Genomic DNA, 21,203 nt, shown 5'->3' on the forward strand with positions numbered 1-21,203 from the left:
CTTTCAAGCTGAAGTATCAAGCTCAAATTTTTCATTAAATTTAGGTAGTGATGTGAAGGTATTTGATTTTGCGACTTGCATACAAAATATCACTTATCTAATCGAAGCAAATTTTTATAGTGGCGGTGGCTCGAAATTAAACGAAGTAGCAAGAGCCTACATCGAAATAGCCAAAAAAATCTCATATTTGCCAGAGTATAAATTTATCTGGATCACTGATGGCTGGGGTTGGCACGATGCTAGAAATAAGCTACAAGAAGCCTATAAGAGTGTAAGGATTTATAACCTTGCAAATTTGCACCTTTTTATAAATGAGCTTAAAGATGCGTAATGATTTCAGGATTATAAATGGCGACTGCTTTAGCGAACTAGCTAAATTTAAAGGCGAGTTTGATCTTATCTTTGCGGATCCACCATATTTTCTTTCAAATGGCGGACTTAGCATCCAAAACGGGCAGATAGTTAGCGTAAATAAAGGCAAGTGGGATGAGGGCACAAATATCGATGAAATTGATGAGTTTAACCTAGAATGGCTCAAACTCGCTAAAAACGCACTTAGTAATAACGGTAGCGTGATGATAAGTGGGACATATCACAACATCTTTTCTATAGGTAGAGCGCTTCAAAAGCTTGATTATAAAATTTTAAACATCATTACATGGCAAAAGACTAATCCTCCGCCAAATTTTAGCTGTAGGTATCTAACGCATAGTACTGAGCAGATCATTTGGGCTAGAAAAGATGAGAGACATAAACACATCTTTAACTATGAGCTTATGAAGCGGATAAATGGAGATAAACAGATGAAAGATGTGTGGAGTTTTGCTGCGATTTCTCCTTGGGAGAAAGCATGCGGTAAGCACCCTACGCAAAAACCACTTTCGCTTTTGATAAGGCTTATTTTGATGGCAAGTAATGAAAATAGTGTCATTTGTGATCCATTTGCAGGCTCTGCAACAACTGGCATAGCTGCAAATTTGTTGGGTAGAGATTTTGTTGGTATTGAAAAAGAACCAGAATTTATAGATATTGCACTTAAGCGAAAGGCTGAGCTAGAAGCAAATTTTATAAATTTTATAGATAAATTTAGTGATATAAAAATGCTTGAGAGCTTAAAATTTGTCTAGATTTAGATACCTTACTTTACAACGATCCGTGCAGCACTTGCTGCTGCTAAGTCGCTAAGTGCAGTTCAAACTGGCAAAGCACTTGAAGTAAAAAGCTTGCAAGAGTATTTATCTAAAAAGTAATAAATTTAAGGCAGTTTGGCTTATAGCTAAACTGTTTTTAAAGTATTGCTGGAAGCAGTAGATGTCTATGTATGGCATTTTGCCTTGAATTTTAGTCTAGCTTTCATCAATCTAGTAATATTAAAGCTTATGTTTAATATAATCTCACTCAAAAGGAGAGATTATGAAAATTTTAAATGCTTTTTTTACGGGTATTATATTTGTCCTTGCTCCTATTTTTACGCTATTTGTTGGAATTTACAACAACTACTTTTCTTACTATGGCATAAACGAGTATTTTAATGTTATTTTTGTTGATAACGTGCCTTTCTTATGGCTTTTGCCCGTATTTTTTATATTTGGGTATTGCTTTTTTTACGCGCCTTTTAGAAAAATTTTTAGAGCCTTTTATTTAGTTTTGCTGATAGTTTGTGCTTTTAGTTGGTATCCTGACTTTGGACGCACTTTAGGAGAGAATTATTTTATGAGCAAATCGCTATCTTTAGATATCTCATCAAATTTAGAAAATGAGCAAAAGACTGATGGAAAAATACTTTATGAAGGACGAAGAGAAATTTATTTTTTAAGAAGCGATAATAATAAAGTCGTTAAAATTTCAAAGTAAAGTTTTACCTTTATTTAGTTAAAATGGCATAAAAATTTAAAGGTTTAAAATGCGTTTAAAACTCCCACACGTTCCGTATATTTCACATAAAATAGCAATAGATCTTCTAAATTGTGGTTTCGTAAGACTAAATAAAGGCATTGAGCCAATCGTAGCAAAAACAAGTGAAATTTTAACAGTCGATATTCAAAAAGAAAGAGCTTTAGATGAGCGAGTAAATGAGCTTTTGGAGAAAAATGAAGACGAGATGCAAACTATGCAAATTGACCGCAAAAATATGTTTTGGCTCGTTAAAAAGAAGCTCGCAGGTGAATTTGATGTAATCTTAACCCACGAAGATAGATTTAGCAATATCGCTCACAAAGTGCTTGAAACTATTTGGAAGAGCGGTCTTGTTGATTATAATGTATCTGAAAATCGCGTAAAAAATGTGATTTATAACTCAATAGACGAGTACTTAAAAAGCTATGAGAAGATAGAAGATGATGTTTATGAAATGATACAAAATTATAAACATAAGCTAATCCCAGGAACTGATGAATATGATCTTGTCTTTGAGCGTTTGTATCAAGATGAGCTTAAAAAAAGAGGCATGCTTTAATGAAAGCTTACATTTATATTGAAAATGGTGTTTTTTTAGAAGCAAAAGCTTTTGGTGCTCACGGCGAGTGTGCAGGTGAGCTCGTTTTTAATACCTCGATGACTGGCTATGAAGAGATCATGAGCGATCCAAGCTATGCTGGTCAGTTTATCGTCTTTACGATGCCAGAAATAGGCATAGTAGGTATAAATGAAGACGATATGGAGAGTCTTAGGATTCATGCAAGTGGCGTTATAATGAGAAGCTACAATGAAATTCCATCAAACTACCGCTCGCAAAAATCTTTGGGAAAATTTTTCGAAGAGCAAGGTAAATTTGGCGTTTATGACGTTGATACTAGATACCTCACAAAGATGTTACGCGATGAAGGTGCCTTGATGGCTTATATCTCAACGCAAATAAGTGATAAAGATGAGCTAAAACGTAGACTTGAAAGTAGCGGACGTATAGAAAACATAAACTACGTAAAAACAGTTAGTGCGATGGATGAGTATAAGCACAAAAAAGGTGCATGGGATAGAAATTTAAAGTCATATAAGCCGCTAAAAAGTATTGGCAAAAAGATAGCTGTTTTTGACTTTGGCGTAAAGAGAAATATCTTAAACGAGCTATGTGAAACTGGTCTTGAAGTTATTGTCGTACCACACGACACTAAGGCTGAAATTTTAATAGAAAAATTTAAAAATGGTGAGATAAATGGGGTATTCTTATCAAATGGTCCTGGTGAGCCAAAAAATTTAAAGGCCGAAATAGGCGAGATCAAAAAGATGATTGAGGCTAGGATACCTATATTTGGCATTTGTCTTGGACATCAGCTACTATCAAACGCCTTTGGGTACGAGACATACAAGCTTAAATTTGGTCAGCATGGAGCAAATCACCCAGTGCTAAATTTAGAGACAAAGGCGATCGAGATAACAACACAAAATCACAACTACAACGTACCTGAAAGTATCGCAGAAGTAGCAGTTGTGACGCATAGAAATTTATTTGACAACACGATCGAAGGTGTGAGATACAAAGAATATCCGATCTTTTCAGTTCAGCACCACCCAGAAGCAAGTGGCGGTCCAAGCGAGAGCAAATATATATTTAAGCAGTTTTTAGAAATTTTATAAGATGCAAAACATAAACCTTTACATGATTGTCTCAGTTGCATTTTTAAGTAGCTTTAGTCATTGTGTAGGTATGTGTAGTGGATTCTTGAGCTTACAGACTCTATTTTTTAAAGGCAAAAGCAAGAGAGAAATTCTAATGCTAAGCACACTTTATAGTCTAGTTAGAATTTTTGCTTATGTAGTTTTAGGAGCTTTGTTTGGTGCCTTTGGAGCTGTTATTAGCTTTAGTATGCAAGCAAGAGGTGTGATATTTTTTATAGTTGGCTTAGCGATCGCGTTTATCGGTATTGCCTTGCTTTTTAGAGGTGAGTTTTTAAAATTTGTAGAGAATCAAAAGGCGCTTAATTTTGTAGTAAGAATTGCAAAAACAAGGATTCAAAAGAAAAATTTAACAAATTTTTTATTACTTGGTTTTTTAAATGGCTTTTTGCCTTGTGGTGTGGTTTATTATTTTTTGGCACTTGGGATTTTAAGTGCAAATTTTATTGATTCGGCTTTTATAATGCTTGTATTTGGTCTTTGTACATTGCCAGCTATGCTTTTAGCTAGCTTTGTATTTGGGATCTTAAATGAAAAATTTAAAGACATAATGTTTAAGATTTCGGCTAGCATAATGATAATAAATGGAATTTATCTATCATTTTTAGGATATAGAGCAAATGCCTAAGATAGTTAAAGTAAGAGAGATAATTGTTAATTGCGTCAAAATTTATGATGTTTGATAAATATAACCAAAAAGGAAGAATAAATGAGCAAGATTCTTAATAATCTAACTGTTCTTATCGTTGAGAATGAGGGAGATGGTAAAAAAATAGTACAAGAAGTTATGCGAGATAAATTCGAAAAAGTTATCACTGCTCAAAATGGCGATGAAGGACTTAAGAAATTTAAAAAATATAATCCAAATATGGTTATAACAGACGTTTTTATGCCTATAATGAATGGTCTTGATATGGCTAAAAGTATTAAAGAAATTTCAAAAGATACACCTATTATAGTTTTTAGTACAAATAGTGAAAAAGAAACACTTCTAAAAGCGATAGATGTTGGTATTGATAAATACGTTTTAAAACCGATTGATCTTGATGATTTTTTAGTTACGTTAGAAAATGTCGCTAAAAATAAGATAGAAACAGCAAATATTATTCAGGTTACAAATGGATATAGTTTTAATAAAATAAAACGTGTGCTTATCAGAGATGGTGTTGAAATTTCTCTTACAAAAAAAGAACTTGCTTTTATATCCTTACTCATAAAAAGACTTGGTACGCTTGTACTTCACGATGAAATAAAAAATGTTGTTTGGGTTGGCGAGAGCGTGACAGAGGCTGCTATTAGGACCTTTGTTAAACGTGTCAGGGATAAAGTCGGTAGTAATTTTATAAAAAATGTTCCCGGACTTGGTTACAAAATAGATAGAAGACTCTCCTAGTAAAAGAGAATTTATATTAATTAAGTCTTTTTATAGTTTTTCTACTCTAAAATAACCGAAAATTAATATAAATTTAACTAGGAGGAAAATTTATGCGACCATCCCAGTTGCTACATTATGATTATAGTGTGGCAAAACTCTTTATGTTCTCCACGATATTTTTTGGTATTGTTGGCATGGCTATTGGTGTTTTGGTAGCTTTTCAGCTTGCCTGTCCTGATCTAAACTATATAGCTGGTGAGTATTCGGCATTTGGTAGATTGCGTCCTCTTCATACTAACGGTATCATTTTTGGTTTTATGCTCTCTGGTATATTTGCCACTTGGTATTACATAGGACAGCGTGTTTTAAAGGTATCAATGAGTGAATCTCCGTTTTTGATGTTCATTGGTAAGCTTCATTTCTGGCTTTATATACTTGTTATGATTCTAGCTGTTGTGACGCTTTTTATGGGCGAGAGTACATCTAAGGAGTATGCCGAGCTTGAGTGGCCACTAGATATTGCAGTAGTAGTAGTCTGGGTGCTTTGGGGCGTAAGTATATTTGGACTTATTGGTATTCGCCGTGAGAAAACACTTTACATCTCGGTTTGGTATTACATTGCTACATTTCTTGGCGTTGCTATGCTTTATCTATTTAATAACATGGAAATTCCAACAAGACTAGTTAGTGGATATGGCTCATGGCTACACTCAGTTTCGATGTATGCTGGCTCAAATGATGCTTTGGTTCAGTGGTGGTACGGTCACAACGCAGTTGCATTTGTATTTACAGTAGCGATCATTGCCCAAATTTATTACTTCTTACCAAAAGAGAGTGGACAGCCTATTTTTTCTTATAAGCTTTCGTTATTTTCATTCTGGGGTCTTATGTTTATCTATCTTTGGGCTGGCGGTCACCACTTAATATATACTGCTGTGCCTGATTGGATGCAGACTATGGGTTCGGTTTTTTCTATTGTTTTGATTTTACCTTCTTGGGGTTCAGCTATTAATATGCTTCTTACAATGAAAGGCGAATGGACGCAACTTCGTGAGAGCCCGCTTATTAAATTTATGATTCTAGCTTCAACTTTTTATATGTTTTCAACTCTTGAAGGCCCTATCTTGGCTATCAAATCTGTAAATGCACTAGCTCACTATACTGACTGGGTGCCAGGACACGTACATGATGGCGCACTTGGCTGGGTTGGTTTTATGACTATGGCAGCACTTTATCATATGACACCACGTGTCTTTAAGCGTGAAATTTATTCAAAATCCTTAATGGAAGCTCAATTTTGGATACAAACAACAGGTATTGTTTTATACTTTGCTTCGATGTGGATTGCTGGTATTACGCAAGGTATGATGTGGAGAGCGACTGATAGCTATGGAAATTTACTCTACTCATTTATTGATACTGTTGTAGTGCTTATACCTTATTATTACATTAGAGCTATTGGTGGGCTTTTGTATTTGATTGGCTTTTTGATGTTTGCTTACAATATCTACAAATCAACTTCTGCTAAAGCTATTTTGGCAGAGCCAAAAAGTGCAACGCCTATGGGCGGTGCTAAAGCCAATGCGGAGGTGATGTGATGTTTGCTTGGTTAGAAAAAAATCCATTCTTTTTTGCAGTTTGCGTCTTTATCGTCATAGCTTATGCTGGCGTGGTAGAAATCTTACCTGACTTTGTAAATAGAGCTAGGCCACTTGAGGGCACAAAGCCTTATACGGTTTTAGAGCTTGCTGGAAAAAATATATATATACAAAATGGTTGCAACACTTGTCACTCACAGATGATACGTCCGTTTAAAGCAGAGACTGATAGATACGGCATGTACTCGTTAAGCGGCGAATTTGCTTATGATCGTCCTCATCTTTGGGGTTCAAAAAGAACGGGTCCAGATCTTATGCGTGTGGGTAATTATAGAACGACAGATTGGCATGAAAATCATATGTTAAACCCAGCCTCTGTTGTGCCAGGCTCGATCATGCCGGCATATCCATTTTTATTTAAGAAAAATGCTGACATAGAGACTGCTTACGCTGAAGCACTAACTGTTAAAAAGGTCTTTAATACGCCTTATGATGAGAAAGATATGCCAGCTCTTGGCACTTTTGAGCAAGCAAATGCTAACGTGAAAGAGCAGGCTTCAAGTATCGTTGAAAGTATGAAAGATGAGCAAGTAAAAAGTGCTTTTGCAAAGGGTGAAATTCGCCAGATCGTGGCACTTATCGCCTATCTAAATAGCCTAAAATAGGAGTTAATAATGGATATTAGAGAACTTCAAGCTTATGGCTATTTTATTTTGACAGCATTTTTAGCTATCACTTTGTACGCTTATTTTTTTCACCTTTACAAAAGTGAAAAGCAAGGTAGAAGAAATTATGAGAAATATTCGAAATTAGCCCTAGATGATGAGATTGGTAGTAAAATTTTAGAGCAAAAGGCTACAAAGGAGAGCGTATGCAATGGCTAAATTTAGAAGATAATATAAATTTACTTGCGTTAATAGGTGCCATCTTAATTATTGTACTAACTGTCGTTGTAGCTGGCAAGTATGTTGGTCAAATGAAAGTTAAAAAAGATGAGAGCGTAGAGCTTAGCGAGCACAACTGGGACGGAATAGGTGAGTATAAAAATCCAGTTCCATTTGGTTGGGCAGTAGTTTTTTTACTAACTCTTGTTTGGGCGATCTGGTATTATTTACTTGGTTATCCACTAAATTCTTACTCACAAATCGGTGAATATAATAAAGAGGTAAAAGAGGCAAACGCTAAATTTGAAAAAGAGTATGCAAACCCAAGCAAAGAAACACTTCATGCTATGGGAGAGAGCGTATTTTTGGTGCAATGCTCAGCATGTCATGGCATCACAGGTGATGGTATTGGTGGCAAAGCTGCAAATTTACAAATTTGGGGTAGCGAACAAGGAATAGTTGATACGATACTAAATGGCTCAAAAGGGCTTGATTATCCTATGGGCGAGATGCCAGCAGGATTAGCCGATGCTGATGGAGCAAAGGCTATCGCAGCTTATGTCGCAAAAGAGATAAGTGCTATAAAAAGTACAAAAAATGAAAATTTAGTAGCTATGGGAAAAGAGCTTTACGTAGCTTGTGCAGCTTGTCACGGAGATGATGGCAAAGGCATGGATGGTATGTCGGCTGATCTTAGTAAATATGGTTCAAGTGAGTTTATAGTGGATGTACTAAATCGTGGTAAAAACGGCAACATCGGTGTTATGCCTAAATTTAATGACGGCAGATTAAACGAGATACAACAAAAAGCAGTTGGCGAATATGTCATATCGCTATCAAAGGGCGAATAATGGAAAATAAAAATAGAAACATCTTTGCTTTAAATGGCATTAGCGGTTATTTGGTGGCGGTTTTGCTTTTGCTATCTATCCTTGGCGTACTTACTTATATTGGTATTGGCTTGCAAAAAGATGTAGCAACCAAACCTTACTCATTAAAAGACGCAAGTAGCATTGAGATGAAGAGCGTTGATAACGCTAAACACGTCATTATAAAGGAGTAGTGATGCTAGGCATAATAGAAAAAGCCATAATCTTGCTTATAGTTGTTGCAGGAGCTATTTGTGCGTGGTCAGTGCTTACATCAAACCACCTTTTTGTAGGCTAGGCGTGAGAAAATTTATACTCATTTTTATATTTTTGCTCTCACAAAGTTTGGCTTTGGGAGCAAATTTTGTGATAAATAATGATGAAATTCTAAGCCAAAAAGTAAGTATAAAGCTAAATGAGATCGGCGGTGAGCTTTATGCAAAAAGCGGTATAAATTTAGTAGTTGGCGTATATAAAGATGGTGAGCTAGAAGCTCTTTTTAAAGAGCAAAACCTTAGCTCGCCTTATGCTTTTTTACTGCTTATAAAAGATAAAAAGAAAGTAGAAATTTTTGCCGATTCTAATACTTCAAAGCTTTTTAATCAAGAACAAATTTTAAGTGTAAATCCAGAGTCAGGAACGATAATTCCTATTTTAGTTTCTAAAAATGGCAAAGATGTCTATAATGCTGCTATATTAAATGGCTACGCTGATATTGCCGAGCAAATCGCATCTAGCTTAAATTTACAGCTTGAGAGCAGTGTTGGAAATTCAAACAAAACTACGTTAAATTTTTTAAGATTTTTCATCTATGGCTTGGTTGCATTTTTTATAATTGTTATCTTTTATAAAAAGGTAAAAAATGGATAAAAAAACCTTTTGGCCTTATGCTATTGTGCTTAGCTTCATTGCTATCATTATCGCTTGCGCAGTAACTATTATCATAGCACTAAAACATCCAGTAGAGATGGATAGCTCTTATATGCAAAGCTACCAAAATGTCGATGAAAACATAACCTTTATCAAAGAGAGTGAAAAACGCTTTGATGAGAAATTTGATCTAAAATTTGAGCCAAATTTTAATGCTCTAAATGCTAAGTTTAAATTTCATCTAACTCCTAAAAAAGGAGAAATTTCAGGACTAAAATATGAAATTTTACTTACCCGCCCACAGACAAATAAAGAAAATAAAATTTTAAGAGCTTCATGGCATGAAAATGATCTAGTAAGTGAAGAAACAAGCCTAAAAGAAGGCAGGTGGCAGCTACTTTTAAGGCTAAGTGACACTAATGATACAAGGTATTATAAATTTGATCTTAATGTCACAAAATGATCTTAAAATCGTAGCTTTGGTATCTAAGAAAGATTTCAAAGCTGGATTTAAATTTTAACAAACTAATCTTTTTGGCTAAATTTAAAACCAAAATACTAAGTTTTTATCAAATAAAACTATAAATCAAATCTCTTTAAATCCAAAATTTAATCCCAAACGCTCGCAAGTGCCGACATATTCTTTAAATTTATAGATTAGTGGATGCCATTTTTGCGTATCTATCTTTTCATCATTTAGTAAATTTTCATCTACAAAAATGCCTGTAATCTTACAAGTAACGATGCTAAACCACTCTTTTAACTCTATCTTTTCTACAACCGTTTCTATCTGTATCTTGCACTCTTTTATCCTGACGGTTTTTGCATTTATGCCAGGCTCTTTGCTGAGATTTGCTACTTTAAATTTGTCGTGCTCGTAGGTGTAGCCAAGTTTCTTTTTTTCTTCTGGTACGTTACTATCACCAGTTAGTTTTTCCATTTTTTGCACAGCTTCTAGCAGGCTTTCATCACACAAATTTAGCGTGATATCTGAACCATTTTTGATATTTTTAAAGCCTTGATTTTCAATGCCTATGCCAAGCACCACTGTATTTCCTAACGTCCAAGAAGATGAAAGCACCGTGATATCATCGTTTGCATTTTTATCTTTTGTGGTAGCCAGCAAAATCGGAAAGCCGTAGTAAAAACCTTGTCTGTTTAACTCTTTATGCATTTTTGCTCCTTTTTTTGTGATTGTAGCTTTTGGCTCTTTAAGGCTTAAAATTTTAATGTATTTAGATAAAAATTTAAAGCTTTAGCTAAGCGTAAAAAGCACTCTTTTATCAGCATTTAGCTATCATTGCTTAAAAATTTAAGAGAGAAAAATGCATAACCTAAACCAACTTTTTGTCTTTACGAACTCGCGTAAGATTCGTGAATTTAATGCAAGTTTTAATGATGAGTTAATCCCAAAAAGCCTAAGCATTGCCGAGTTTTATAAAAAGATAGTTTATGTAGATGGTAGGTTTGAGATTGATAGCACCTATGCTTTAGTACTTATGAATAGAGCCTGTGCCAGTGTCAAAAAGGCAAACTCGGTTCTTAAAATTCCAACTGAGTTTTTTGAGTTTTTGAAAAATAATGACTATCTTTTTTCATTTTTTAAAGAGCTAGCTATTAGTAAAAAGAGTATCGCTGAGATTAAATTTAACGATATTTACGCTAATTTTGAGGAGCATTTAAACATACTTGGAGCGGTTTTAAAAGAGTATGAGAGCTTGCTTGGTCAAGAAAATCTCTACGATGATATAACCTTGCCAAAAATTTACTCTATAAATGAAGCTTACATCAAAAGCTTTAGTGAAATTTCACTACATATAGATGGAATTTTAAGCGAGTTTGAGTGGGAAATTTTAGAGAAAATCTCAAAGCTAACTACGCTAAAAATTATCTTTCAAACTAGTGTTTTCAACACAAAGCTAATCAATAAAATAAAGCAAATTTCAGCTATTAGCGAGATTGAAAACTATAAAAAATATGAGCTAAATTTAAAGACAAATGAGCTAATTTGCTTAGAAAATATCAAAAAATTTGAGCCAGTCTTAGAGAAGCGATTTGCCACTAGAAGCCTGCAATGTGCCTACGCTATGGCAAAGGCGAGCGAGTTTGTGCGTGATGGAATAAAGCCTGAAAACATCGCTGTTATATTGCCAGATGAGAGTTTTAGTGAAATTTTAAGGCTTCATGATAGAGATAAAATTTTTAACTACGCTATGGGCGAGAGCTTTAAAGATACAAAATTTTATGAGGCGCTTTTTTACATTACAAGAGCGATCAATGAAGAGGCAAGGCTGGTTTTTGATCAAAATAAGTGTGAGAGCTACGAGGAGCTCGGCTTTATCTTGAGCACGCTTGGTGTAAATGAAGAGCTTTTTAATAAATTTAAATCAAGCTACTTTGAACTTTGTGACTTTGCTAAATTTAAAGAGTTAATAGACGAGCTTTTAACGCTTGAAAATGAGCCAAGATGCGAAGATAAGCTCGCACTTGAGCTTTTTAGGATTGAGAATTTATGTAGGTATTTTAGCTTTAGCTTAAAGCAGTTAAGTGAAATTTTCTTACTAAATATCTCGCGACTAAGCATCGATGATGTGGGCGGCGGAAAGATCAGTGTCATGGGCATGCTTGAGAGCCGTGGAATGAAATTTGATGGTGTGATCATAGTTGATTTTAATGATAACTTCATCCCAGCAAGAAGCACAAACGAGATGTTTTTAAACTCGAAAGTGAGGCAAAAAGCAGGGCTTATAAGCTACCTTGAGCGTGAAAATTTGCAGAGATTTTACTACGAAAGTCTTATAAACAATGCCAAAAAGGTCGCCATAAGCTGTGTTTTAAATGAAGAGAGTATTCCTTCAAGATTTTTAAAAAATTTCAAAATAATAAAAGATGAGAAATTTAGTGACGAGGCGTATTTAAAATTATTTTTAAAAGGAAATACGAGCCTAAATTTAAGCGATGATGAGATCATTTTTGAGCATGATTTTTTTACTAAACCGCTATCATTTTCTACACTAAATTTATTTCTAACTTGCCCAAGAAAGTATTATTACGCAAAGATAGCTGGTATAAAAGGAGCAAAAGCCATAGCAACTGAGCCAGGATCTAAGCAAGGAAATAGCGTGCATAAGGCGCTTTATGAATACTACACAAGTGATTTTTATAGACAAAAAAATATATTTGATTTGGCTATTTTTAAAGAAATACTCGCAAAACAAGATTTTTCTTCGCTTGAGCTTGAGATTTGGTCGCAGAAATTTAAAGAATATGCAGAGTTTGAAAATGAACGTTTAAGTGCTGGCTTTAGAGTGCTTGAGTGTGAAAAAGATATAGAGAGTGATTTTTGTGATGTAAAGATAAAAGGCATTATCGATAGGATCGATGCTAGCCCTGATGGTGAGCCTTTTATACTTGATTATAAAACTGGTGAGGCAAATGCAAACTCGCTTCAGCTTGCATTTTATGAAGCACTTTATGGTAGCAAGGTAAAAAGTGCTTATTTTGCTCTAAAGAATGAACCAGTACTTATTAACTCTAAAAAAAGTGTGGATGATCTAAAGGCCGAAATAGAAAATCTAAAGAGTATAAATAACACTAAGATAAATTTTGAAAGAAAAAGCGGAGCTTGTAAATTTTGCGAGTATGCCATACTTTGTAGGAGAGAGTTATGAAAGATTTTTTAGCCCTAAAAGCAAGTGCTGGAAGCGGGAAAACATTCGCTTTAAGCGTTCGTTATATCGCTTTGGTGCTTAGAGGCGAAAATATAAACGAGATCATCGCTCTAACCTTTACCAAAAAAGCGGCCAATGAGATGAAAGAGCGCATAATCACAACTTTTTTGGACTTGCAAAACAAAAAGGACGAGCTTGAAAAGCTTTGCAAAGAGCTTAGTTTGAGCCAAGATGAGGTCATAAAAAGACGCGATGAGAAGCTTGATAGGTTTTTGCAAAGTGAGCTAAAAATTTATACATTTGATGCATTTTTCTCTGGAATCCTAAAGAAATTTAGTCAAAATTTAGGGCTTAGTCCTGATTACAGCGTGCAAGATAGTCTACAAGATCTGGCGTGGAAAAAATTTGTAAAAGAGGCAAGTAAAGATCAAAAGCTTCTTAGCGAGCTTGCACTCATGATGATCATTTCAAGCCAAAAAGAGGCGAGCTTTTCACAGACTTTGGCTAAATTTTATGAGAGCTTTGGTGGTGAGCTAAAAGATAGTGGTGCAAGCTATCCAGATGATAGCAAGGTAAGAGCAGCGCAAAAGGAGATAAATGAGCATATAGCCTTGCAAAATGGTGCTAGCGATACGGCCAAAAAGACATTTAAAGAGCAAAATTTGTTTGAGCTTTTTAAAAATAAGGTCTTTGAAAGAGAGAGCCTGGATTACCGCACTTTTAGCAAAATTTATACAAGTGAGCTTGATAGGCTCTTTAACGAGCTAAAAGAGGCGGCAAAAGAGTATATTTTGGAGGTTGAAAGATATAGAATTAGCGGTTTTAGCAAGCTCTTAAATGTTTATAAACACTCAAATTTAGAGCTAAATAAAGAGATAAATTCTCTAAGCTTTGCTGATATAAATAAGCTGGTCTTTAAGCTTTTGGTTGAAAATTTTGATAAAGATGTGCTCTATTTTAGGCTTGATGGCCGCATAAATCACCTTTTGATAGATGAGTTTCAAGATACAAATGTGATCCAATATGAGATCATCTTGCCGCTCATCACTGAAATCGTTTCAGGATACGGACAAAACGGGCTTGGAAGCTTCTTTTATGTGGGTGATACAAAGCAAAGTATCTATAAATTTAGAGGTGGAAAAAAAGAGCTTTTTGACAAGCTTGGGGAGGATTTTAAGCAAATTCAAATAGAAAATTTGCCAAGCAATTATCGAAGTTTAAAAGTTTTGGTGAAGTTCAACAATGCGATTTTTGAAGAAATTTATCATAGATATGGACTTAGTTTTGAGCCACAAGAGCCAGCTAAAAAAGATAAGGAGCTAAACTACAAGGTAAGTGGCGAGCATCCTTATTTTGAAGCCGAGGAAGATGATTATGGCTACTTGCGTGTGCTAAGTGACGAGGATATCGCGGGTGCGGCAGTTTCACAAGTAAAAGAGCTACTTGCTGCTGGCGTAAATGTAAGTGAGATAACCGTACTTTGCTGGAAAAATAGTGACATCAGCCTCATCTCAGAGGTGCTTAGCAGTGAGGGAATAAAAAGCGTAAATGAAGGCACCTTGGAGCTAAAGCGAACGCCATTTGTTGCAGCGATCATCGAGTATGCGAAATTTTGTCTTTTTGGTGAAGAAATTTATGAAAAAAATGTAAAAGCACTCGTAAATATAAATCCTAAAAAATTAAAAATAAAAGCTGAAGATAGCGCGACAAAAAGCCTATTTTATCTAGCAAAAAATTTATATATAAATATGGCTGATGTTGATATTTTAAGGCTTTTTGAGTTAAGCAGTGGCTATAAAAATTTAAGTGATTTTATTTTTAATCTTGAAAATTTTAGTTCTAAAATCAGTCCAAAAAATGCTGATGGCGTAAAGATAATGACCGTTCATAAGTCAAAAGGGCTAGAGTTTTCTCACGTGATAGTTTGCGATATGATGAGTAAGGGCAGGGGCGATGACTCAAACTTTATAACAGAATATAGCGAAAAAGGCGAGTGGATAGTAAAAAGTAGAATTTCTGGTAGAGAAAATTTTGATCCTGAGTATGCTGGCGTGTTAGAGCAAATAAAAGAGCTTGAGAAGCAAGAAAATATCAATAAAATTTATGTTGCTTTCACTAGGGCTACAAAGTCGCTTATTATCATTAAACAAGCCGCTCCAAGTGGAAATAGCCCTAGCTTTTTTTCTTTTTATACTAGAAGTGATAAAAGCGAAGTAAGCGACTATCTTGATCTAAAAGAGTTTAGCTTTGGTAAAATTTTGCCTAGCAAGAGTGAGCAAAAAGAGGCAAAAAAAGATGAAAAAATGCCTGAAATTTTAAAGATAGAAAGGCAAGACGTAGAGCCAAGAGAGCAAAAAACGAGCGGTAAAAATTTAGAGGCAATCTATTTTGGTTTAGCGTTTCACTATTTGCTTGAGATGAGTGAAAAATTTGATGAAAATTCGCTTTTAAAAGCCAAAAGTTTAATGCTAAATAAATTTTATAAATTTCTCTCACCTGATAGACTTGAAGGTACCTTTAAACGGGCAAAAATGCTAATAAATGAGCCAAAATTTATAGAGTGCATAAAAGATAAAGAAATTTACAAAGAGCAGCCATTTAAAGTAAAAAATGAACTAAAACAGATGGACTTATTTTGTATCGGAGAGAGTGAAATTCGTGTGATTGACTATAAAACGACCGATAAAAATATCGAGGAAAATAAAAAACAAGTTGGAGAATACAAAGAGGCGTTAAGTAAATTTTATCCAAAGCATAGTATAATCGCCGTCATCTTCTACGCTCTTGATGGAAAAATTTCATATATTGAAGTTTAAATGCTACTTAATTTAAGCTTTATAAAAGCATTGTTTAAATACAATCACAACTCAAAAATTAACTTGGCAAAGGTAAGAAAATGACAAAAATAACAAAGCCAAACGAAGTTAAACGAGACTGGATCGTTGTTGATGCAGCTGGTAAACGTTTTGGTAGATTGCTAACTGAGGTAGCAACTATACTTCGTGGCAAAAACAAACCATGCTTCACGCCAAACGTAGATTGTGGCGACTATGTTATCATCATAAATGCTTCAAAAGTAGAATTTACTGGTAATAACAAAGCTGAAGATAAACTTTATCACAGACACTCAGGATACTTTGGTAGCGTAAAAAGCGAAAAATTTGGCGATTTGATAGCAAATAAGCCAGAAAAACTATTTAAATTAGCTGTTCGTGGAATGCTTCCAAAAACTAAACTTGGAAGAGAGATGATAAAAAAACTAAAAGTTTATGCTGGCAGTGAGCATCCTCATACGGCACAAATAGCTAAAAAAGAAGGAAAATAATTATGGCAAAAGTTTATGCAACTGGTAAAAGAAAAACTGCCGTAGCAAAGGTTTGGATAAAAGCTGGAAGCGGTAAAATCGTAGTAAATGGTATGGATCTTAATACTTGGCTTGGTGGACATGAAGCTATAAAGCTTAAAGTAATTCAGCCACTTCTAGTTACTAAACAAGAGAGTTTAATAGATGTAGTAGCTACAACTTTAGGTGGTGGTTATTCAGCACAAGCAGAGGCTTTAAGACACGGTATTTCACGTGCTTTAGCTGACATGGATGCTGATTTTAGAGCAGCGCTTAAACCAAAAGGCTTGCTAACTAGAGATTCTCGTGTTGTTGAACGTAAGAAATTTGGTAGAAGAAAGGCTAGAAGAAGCCCACAATTCTCTAAACGTTAATGAATTTTTGCAATTGCTTTTGCATTTGCAAAATTTAAGTTGTGTAAATTCCAAATTTACATTGTTAATTAAATTATGATTTAGAGTCGGTTAAATTTTATTCAGTTAAAATGTAACCACTTTAAAATAAATCCTAAGAAAGGAATTCTAAATATGAAAAAGATTGCTTTAGCTATGGTTGCCGCAACAGCGGTTTTTGCGTCTAACGCAGCATATAATTATGAAGTTACTCCAACTATCGGTGGCGTTCACCCAGAGGGAAATTTACGTGTGAAAGACCATAACTTCGTTGGTGTTAGAGCTGCTAGAAATCTTGAAGATTTTTTCTTTGATCAAGTAGAGCTTGGTGTTGATTACACTCAAAAAGCAAAAGAAAAAACAGGTAGCTTAACAAGAGAAGGAAGAGTCCTTAGATATCATGCAAATCTTGTAAAAGACATAGTTGATTTTGGACCAGTTAGTCTATATGGCTTAGTTGGTGCTGGTTATGAAGATGTTCCAGCTATTTTTGTTAAAAATGAAGATGGCGGTTTTGGCCAATATGGTTTTGGCTTAAGATATCAAGTAACTGATAGATTTGCTCTTAAAGCAGAAGCAAGAGACGCTATCAAATTTGAACATGCTGATCATAACCTATTCTATTCACTAGGTTTTGGCATCGGTCTTGATTCAAAAGCAGCTCCAGTTGTGGCAGCAGCTCCAGTTGCAGCAGCAACTCCAGCAGCAACTCCAGTTCTTGATGATGATAATGATGGCGTGCCAAATGATATAGATCAATGCCCTAACACTCCAGCTGGCGTAGTTGTTGATGAAAGAGGGTGCGAAAAAGTTATCGTTCTTAGAGATTTAGATGTTAACTTTGCATTTGATAGCTATAAAGTTGGACCAAAATATGCAGCTGAGATTAAAAAAGTAGCTGACTTTATGGGCGAACACCCAGATTATAAAGTTGTACTTGCTGGTCACACTGATAGCGTAGGCGCAGAAGCTTATAACCAAAAACTATCTGAAAAAAGAGCAAAAGCAGTAGCTGATGTTCTTGCTGGCTATGGCGTAAGTGAGGATAAAATTTCAACAGTTGGCTACGGTGAGCTTAAACCAATTGCTACAAATAAAACTAAAGAAGGCCGCGCGCAAAATAGACGCGTTGAAGCTACTTTCAATAAATAATCTTATTATTTAAGGTTACTTCTTTTGGGGGCTTAGCTTCGGCTAGGCCCTTTTTTATTTCTACGGAGAAAATGATGAAAAAAACCATACTTTTTGATTTGGACGGTACGCTTATTGATTCAACTTCTGCTATTTTAAAAGGATTTGATAGAGCTTTTTTATCCCATGGTAAAAAAGAGCCAGACCATAATGCATTAAAGTCTTTGGTTGGTCATCCGCTTGAAATAATGTTTGAAAGACTTGGTGCAAGCAAAAATTTAATTGATAACTATATAAAAGAATATAAAGCTTGCTACGAAAAAATTTATCTTGATGAGACGGTACTCTTAGATTATGCAAGTGAAGCATTGAAGGAGGCAAGTAGCTTTGCTGATGTTGGTATAGTTACTACGAAAACTTCAAAATTTTCTATTATCTTGCTTGAGCATTTAGGGGTTATGAAATATATAAAAACTGTTATTGGAAGAGACGATGTTACTAATCCAAAACCAAATCCAGAGCCAATAAATTTGGCTTTAACTAGACTTAATAAAGATGAAAATAATGCATTTATGGTAGGTGACACCATTATGGATCTAATGGCTGCACAAGCCGCTTTTATTACAGGCGTGGGTCTAACTTGTGGATATGGTCAAAAGAGTGATTTAGAGAAATTTAGTAAACATATTTTTTCAAATCCATTTGAAGCTATTAGCTTTATAAAAGAGGTTTAATAATCTAATATTCCCAAGCTACTTATCCTTTAAAGTAAATTTAACCTAACGTTTAGCTTGCTTAGCTATAAAATTTACTCCAAAAATTTATTACCTTTGTTTGGCGTAAAATATTTTAATATCTAAATTATTCTAAATAAATTTGCTTAAAAACCTACTTCCATGATAATTTTATCTTATTTAAAATATGAAAAGAAAATTTGTCTAAAAATTAGTTAACTTCTAGGAGATCATAGATTTAAGACCCTAGCCACCTTTAGAGCGCTTGCAAATGCAAAATGTAAGTTATATCCGCCAAGCATGCCAGTGATGTCCAAGACTTCACCAACAAAATAAAGTCCCTTAACGTTATAAGCTTGTAAATTTTCATCTAAAAATTCACTCTTTATGCCGCCTTTTGTAACTTCCGCTCTTTCAAAGCCAAATGTCCCAGCTGGGGCAAATTCATAAGCAAAAAGCCTTTTTATAATTTGTCTCTCTTCATCGCTAAATTCATAAAAAGCTCTATCTTTTAGGCTAAAATTTTTTAAAAACTCTAGCACAAATCTCTTTGGTAGTGGCAAAACCGAGCTAAGTTGCTTTTTGCCATTTATTAAATTTTTCTCACTAAATTTGGACAAAAAATTTATGCAAATTCGCCCCTTTTGCCAAAATAGCGAGGCGTTTAGTATCGCTGGTCCGCTTATGCCCCTATGCGTAAAAAGCAGATTACCACTAAATTTATGGCTCTCATTTTTGCTATTTATCTTTACGTTGGCGTTTAGGCTAACACCACTAAGTTCTTTAAACCAAAACTCATCTTTTTGCACGCTAAATCCAACAAGCGCAGGTGCAAGAGCCGAGGTTTCAATGCCAAAATTATTTGCTATTTTATAGCCAATATCACTTGCGCCAAGGGCTTTGTAGCTTAGTCCACCACTTGCGATGATTAAATTTCTAGCTCTAAATTTCTCATCTTTTGTCAAAATTTCAAAAATTTCATCTACTTTTTTAGCGCCAAGAACTTCTTTGTTGTAAAAAATATCTGCATTTTGCCTTTTTAAAAGTACGCTCAAGACGCTCTTTGCACCGCTATCGCAGAAAAATTGATTTTGCTTTTGCTCGCTAAATTTAAGTTCGCAAAAAAAATTTAAAACTTGATCTGGAGTCAGTACTTTTAAAATTTGCTCTATAAATTTTTGCTCACCAAGGTAGTTTTTAGCGCTTATAAAGCGGTTTGTGATGTTGCATCTGCCTCCACCACTTGCTAGGATCTTTTTGCCAGCGCTGCTATTTTTCTCTAAAATCGCAACCTTTTTACCCTTTAAATTTGTCCCTAAAAAGAGCCCACTAGCGCCGGCACCAACGATGATGACGTCGTAGATCAAAATTTCAAACTCTCTTTTAAAGCCGCCTCGCTTGTTAGGCGAGAGTCAAATTTGATTACTTGATTTTTCTCGTTTTTGTAATAATCCACCACGCCTTTTTGGCTATTTAGTAACTCTAAATTTAAGCTTACTTCAGGGCTTAAATAGATATTTTTAAAAATTCTTGGATCGCTTAGGCTAAAGAGCAAAACAAGCCATATCACGCAAAGCACCACGCAGATGATTGCGAGTACTTTAAAGCCAAAGGCGTGCAAGATATACCCGCCAAATGCACCTCCAACAAAGCTTCCTAGATAGCCAAATGAATTAAAGACACCAAGGGCTGAGCCTTTTTGTGAGGATTTTACAAATTTTGTTGCGGTTGATTGCATGATGGGCTCGTGAAGGTTAAATCCTATAAAAAATATAGCAACTCCCAAAACGAAGATAAAAAGTGTAAAGCTAATGGCAAAAATAGTGTAGGTTAGGGCAAAAAGTAGCGTACCAGCTATCAAGATAACCTTGCTAAATCCCTTGCCATCGCCCAAGGCGCCAGCTAGCCCCATAGCCAAAAAGCCAAGTACGGCACCAAGGGTATAGACCTTGTAAAGCTCACTACTTTCGTAACCATACTCTTTTACCAAAACGATAGGGATCACCAAAAATGCGATGCTTGCTAGCATCTTTTGCATAAAAGAGGTGAAATTTATGATCATGTAGTCTTTTTGCAAAAACAGCTTACCAAATGGCACTTTTTCACTTTTGGCACTCACTTTTATCTCTTTTGGCACAACGGTGTAAAGAAGTACAATGCAAAGTAGGCTAAGAGCGGCGCTTAGATAAAAGAGACTTGAAAGTCCGTAGTCTTTGGCAAGAAGCGGCCCAAGTACCATAGAAAGCGTGAAACTAAGTCCTATAAAAGCACCCATTATCGCCATGGCTTTTGAGCGTTTTTCTTCTGTTATATAGTCACTTATCATCGCAGTTGCAACTGCTCCGATAGCACCTACGCCTTGTAAAAATCTACCAAATAGCATGGTAAAAATATCGCTTGTAAGTGCACAAATTATTGAGCCGATGATAAAAACCAAAAGTCCGATCGTTAATGTTTTTTTGCGTCCTATCCTATCCGAGAGCGCTCCAAAAGGCACTTGAAATATCATTTGTGAGATCGCATATACGCCTACTATTAACCCTACTAAAAACTCATTTGCTCCGTGTAAATTTAAGGCATAAAGGCTAAGCACCGGCAAAACTATAAAAAGACCTAAAAATCTGCTTGCTATGATAAAAGATAGTGGTAAAATGCTTTTTAACATAAAATTTTCCTTATTTTTAAAAGGACTAAGTTTATCATTTTAACGCTAATTTAAATTTA

23 protein-coding genes are annotated in these 21,203 nt (G+C 35.0%); 20 read left to right on the forward strand and 3 right to left on the reverse strand.

Annotation, left to right across the window (positions count from 1 at the left end; translation table 11 throughout):
* The 14 genes from MTT30_RS00005 to MTT30_RS00070 form a co-directional block, all read left to right on the forward strand.
* The coding region (locus MTT30_RS00005; protein ID WP_429800547.1) for a DpnII family type II restriction endonuclease at positions 1 to 331 on the forward strand (331 nt) is incomplete at its 5' end.
* Entirely contained in the window at positions 324 to 1,127 is an 804-nt protein-coding gene (locus MTT30_RS00010) for a DNA-methyltransferase (protein ID WP_429800548.1), read from the forward strand. The genes MTT30_RS00005 and MTT30_RS00010, both read left to right, overlap by 8 nt.
* A gap of 286 nt (positions 1,128 to 1,413) precedes the next feature.
* A complete protein-coding gene (locus MTT30_RS00015; RefSeq protein WP_429800549.1) occupies positions 1,414 to 1,854 on the forward strand; it encodes an isoleucyl-tRNA synthetase in 441 nt (146 codons plus the stop codon).
* 49 nt (positions 1,855 to 1,903) lie between these two features.
* A complete protein-coding gene (locus MTT30_RS00020; protein ID WP_087578297.1) occupies positions 1,904 to 2,455 on the forward strand; it encodes a DUF507 family protein in 552 nt (183 codons plus the stop codon).
* Positions 2,455 to 3,573, forward strand: coding sequence for a glutamine-hydrolyzing carbamoyl-phosphate synthase small subunit (gene carA / locus MTT30_RS00025; RefSeq protein ID WP_429800550.1), 1,119 nt, complete (start codon positions 2,455 to 2,457; stop codon positions 3,571 to 3,573). Before MTT30_RS00020 ends, carA begins: the two co-directional genes overlap by 1 nt.
* A gap of 1 nt (position 3,574) precedes the next feature.
* Entirely contained in the window at positions 3,575 to 4,240 is a 666-nt protein-coding gene (locus tag MTT30_RS00030; RefSeq protein ID WP_429800551.1) for a sulfite exporter TauE/SafE family protein, read from the forward strand.
* 81 nt (positions 4,241 to 4,321) lie between these two features.
* On the forward strand, positions 4,322 to 5,005 hold the full coding sequence (locus MTT30_RS00035; protein WP_021090989.1) for a response regulator transcription factor: 684 nt from the start codon (positions 4,322 to 4,324) through the stop codon (positions 5,003 to 5,005).
* Positions 5,006 to 5,097: 92 nt separating this feature from the next.
* Positions 5,098 to 6,585, forward strand: coding sequence for a cytochrome-c oxidase, cbb3-type subunit I (ccoN, locus tag MTT30_RS00040; protein WP_035167282.1), 1,488 nt, complete (start codon positions 5,098 to 5,100; stop codon positions 6,583 to 6,585).
* Entirely contained in the window at positions 6,585 to 7,250 is a 666-nt protein-coding gene (gene ccoO / locus MTT30_RS00045) for a cytochrome-c oxidase, cbb3-type subunit II (protein WP_429800552.1), read from the forward strand. Before ccoN ends, ccoO begins: the two co-directional genes overlap by 1 nt.
* A 6-nt stretch (positions 7,251 to 7,256) precedes the next feature.
* A complete protein-coding gene (locus MTT30_RS00050; protein ID WP_081004420.1) occupies positions 7,257 to 7,469 on the forward strand; it encodes a cytochrome c oxidase, cbb3-type, CcoQ subunit in 213 nt (70 codons plus the stop codon).
* Entirely contained in the window at positions 7,457 to 8,320 is an 864-nt protein-coding gene (locus MTT30_RS00055; protein ID WP_087578301.1) for a cbb3-type cytochrome c oxidase N-terminal domain-containing protein, read from the forward strand. Before MTT30_RS00050 ends, MTT30_RS00055 begins: the two co-directional genes overlap by 13 nt.
* Positions 8,320 to 8,532, forward strand: coding sequence for a DUF4006 family protein (locus MTT30_RS00060; RefSeq protein WP_021090794.1), 213 nt, complete (start codon positions 8,320 to 8,322; stop codon positions 8,530 to 8,532). The genes MTT30_RS00055 and MTT30_RS00060 overlap by 1 nt, the downstream gene beginning before the upstream one ends.
* Positions 8,533 to 8,638: 106 nt before the next feature.
* Complete coding sequence (locus MTT30_RS00065) at positions 8,639 to 9,208, forward strand: hypothetical protein (protein ID WP_103651220.1); 570 nt, start codon at positions 8,639 to 8,641, stop codon at positions 9,206 to 9,208.
* Positions 9,201 to 9,671, forward strand: coding sequence for a FixH family protein (locus tag MTT30_RS00070; RefSeq protein WP_429800553.1), 471 nt, complete (start codon positions 9,201 to 9,203; stop codon positions 9,669 to 9,671). Before MTT30_RS00065 ends, MTT30_RS00070 begins: the two co-directional genes overlap by 8 nt.
* 123 nt (positions 9,672 to 9,794) lie before the next feature.
* Here MTT30_RS00070 and MTT30_RS00075 read toward each other — a convergent pair whose 3' ends face one another.
* Positions 9,795 to 10,382 carry a flavin reductase gene (locus MTT30_RS00075; protein ID WP_429800554.1) on the reverse strand — a complete coding sequence of 196 codons (588 nt, stop codon included), beginning with the start codon at positions 10,380 to 10,382 and terminating at the stop codon, positions 9,795 to 9,797.
* A gap of 151 nt (positions 10,383 to 10,533) precedes the next feature.
* Between MTT30_RS00075 and MTT30_RS00080 the strand changes: the two genes are divergently transcribed.
* The 6 genes from MTT30_RS00080 (at position 10,534) to MTT30_RS00105 (ending at position 18,479) form a co-directional block, all read left to right on the forward strand.
* Positions 10,534 to 12,879, forward strand: coding sequence for a PD-(D/E)XK nuclease family protein (locus tag MTT30_RS00080; protein ID WP_429800555.1), 2,346 nt, complete (start codon positions 10,534 to 10,536; stop codon positions 12,877 to 12,879).
* Positions 12,876 to 15,695, forward strand: a complete 2,820-nt coding sequence (locus MTT30_RS00085) for a RecB-like helicase (RefSeq protein ID WP_429800556.1) — start codon at positions 12,876 to 12,878, stop codon at positions 15,693 to 15,695. Before MTT30_RS00080 ends, MTT30_RS00085 begins: the two co-directional genes overlap by 4 nt.
* An 80-nt stretch (positions 15,696 to 15,775) precedes the next feature.
* Entirely contained in the window at positions 15,776 to 16,204 is a 429-nt protein-coding gene (rplM, locus tag MTT30_RS00090) for a 50S ribosomal protein L13 (RefSeq protein ID WP_002939292.1), read from the forward strand.
* 2 nt (positions 16,205 to 16,206) lie between these two features.
* Complete coding sequence (rpsI, locus tag MTT30_RS00095) at positions 16,207 to 16,596, forward strand: 30S ribosomal protein S9 (protein ID WP_021084780.1); 390 nt, start codon at positions 16,207 to 16,209, stop codon at positions 16,594 to 16,596.
* Positions 16,597 to 16,749: 153 nt separating this feature from the next.
* Positions 16,750 to 17,766 carry an OmpA family protein gene (locus MTT30_RS00100; protein ID WP_084041636.1) on the forward strand — a complete coding sequence of 339 codons (1,017 nt, stop codon included), beginning with the start codon at positions 16,750 to 16,752 and terminating at the stop codon, positions 17,764 to 17,766.
* 74 nt (positions 17,767 to 17,840) lie between these two features.
* The gene (locus MTT30_RS00105; RefSeq protein WP_429800557.1) at positions 17,841 to 18,479 is read left to right on the forward strand and encodes an HAD family hydrolase; all 639 of its coding nucleotides are present in this window, start codon (positions 17,841 to 17,843) and stop codon (positions 18,477 to 18,479) included.
* A gap of 230 nt (positions 18,480 to 18,709) precedes the next feature.
* On the opposite strand, the gene MTT30_RS00110 is transcribed toward MTT30_RS00105, so the two are convergent.
* Positions 18,710 to 19,846, reverse strand: coding sequence for an NAD(P)/FAD-dependent oxidoreductase (locus MTT30_RS00110; protein WP_429800558.1), 1,137 nt, complete (start codon positions 19,844 to 19,846; stop codon positions 18,710 to 18,712).
* Positions 19,843 to 21,144: an MFS transporter gene (locus tag MTT30_RS00115; RefSeq protein WP_429800559.1), complete on the reverse strand. Its 1,302-nt coding sequence runs from the start codon at positions 21,142 to 21,144 to the stop codon at positions 19,843 to 19,845. The genes MTT30_RS00110 and MTT30_RS00115 overlap by 4 nt, the downstream gene beginning before the upstream one ends.
* Between the last annotated feature and the right edge of the window lie 59 nt (positions 21,145 to 21,203).

The organism is Campylobacter concisus, from assembly GCF_050447445.1.
In the GTDB taxonomy this organism is placed as follows: Bacteria; Campylobacterota; Campylobacteria; order Campylobacterales; family Campylobacteraceae; genus Campylobacter_A; species Campylobacter_A concisus_BI.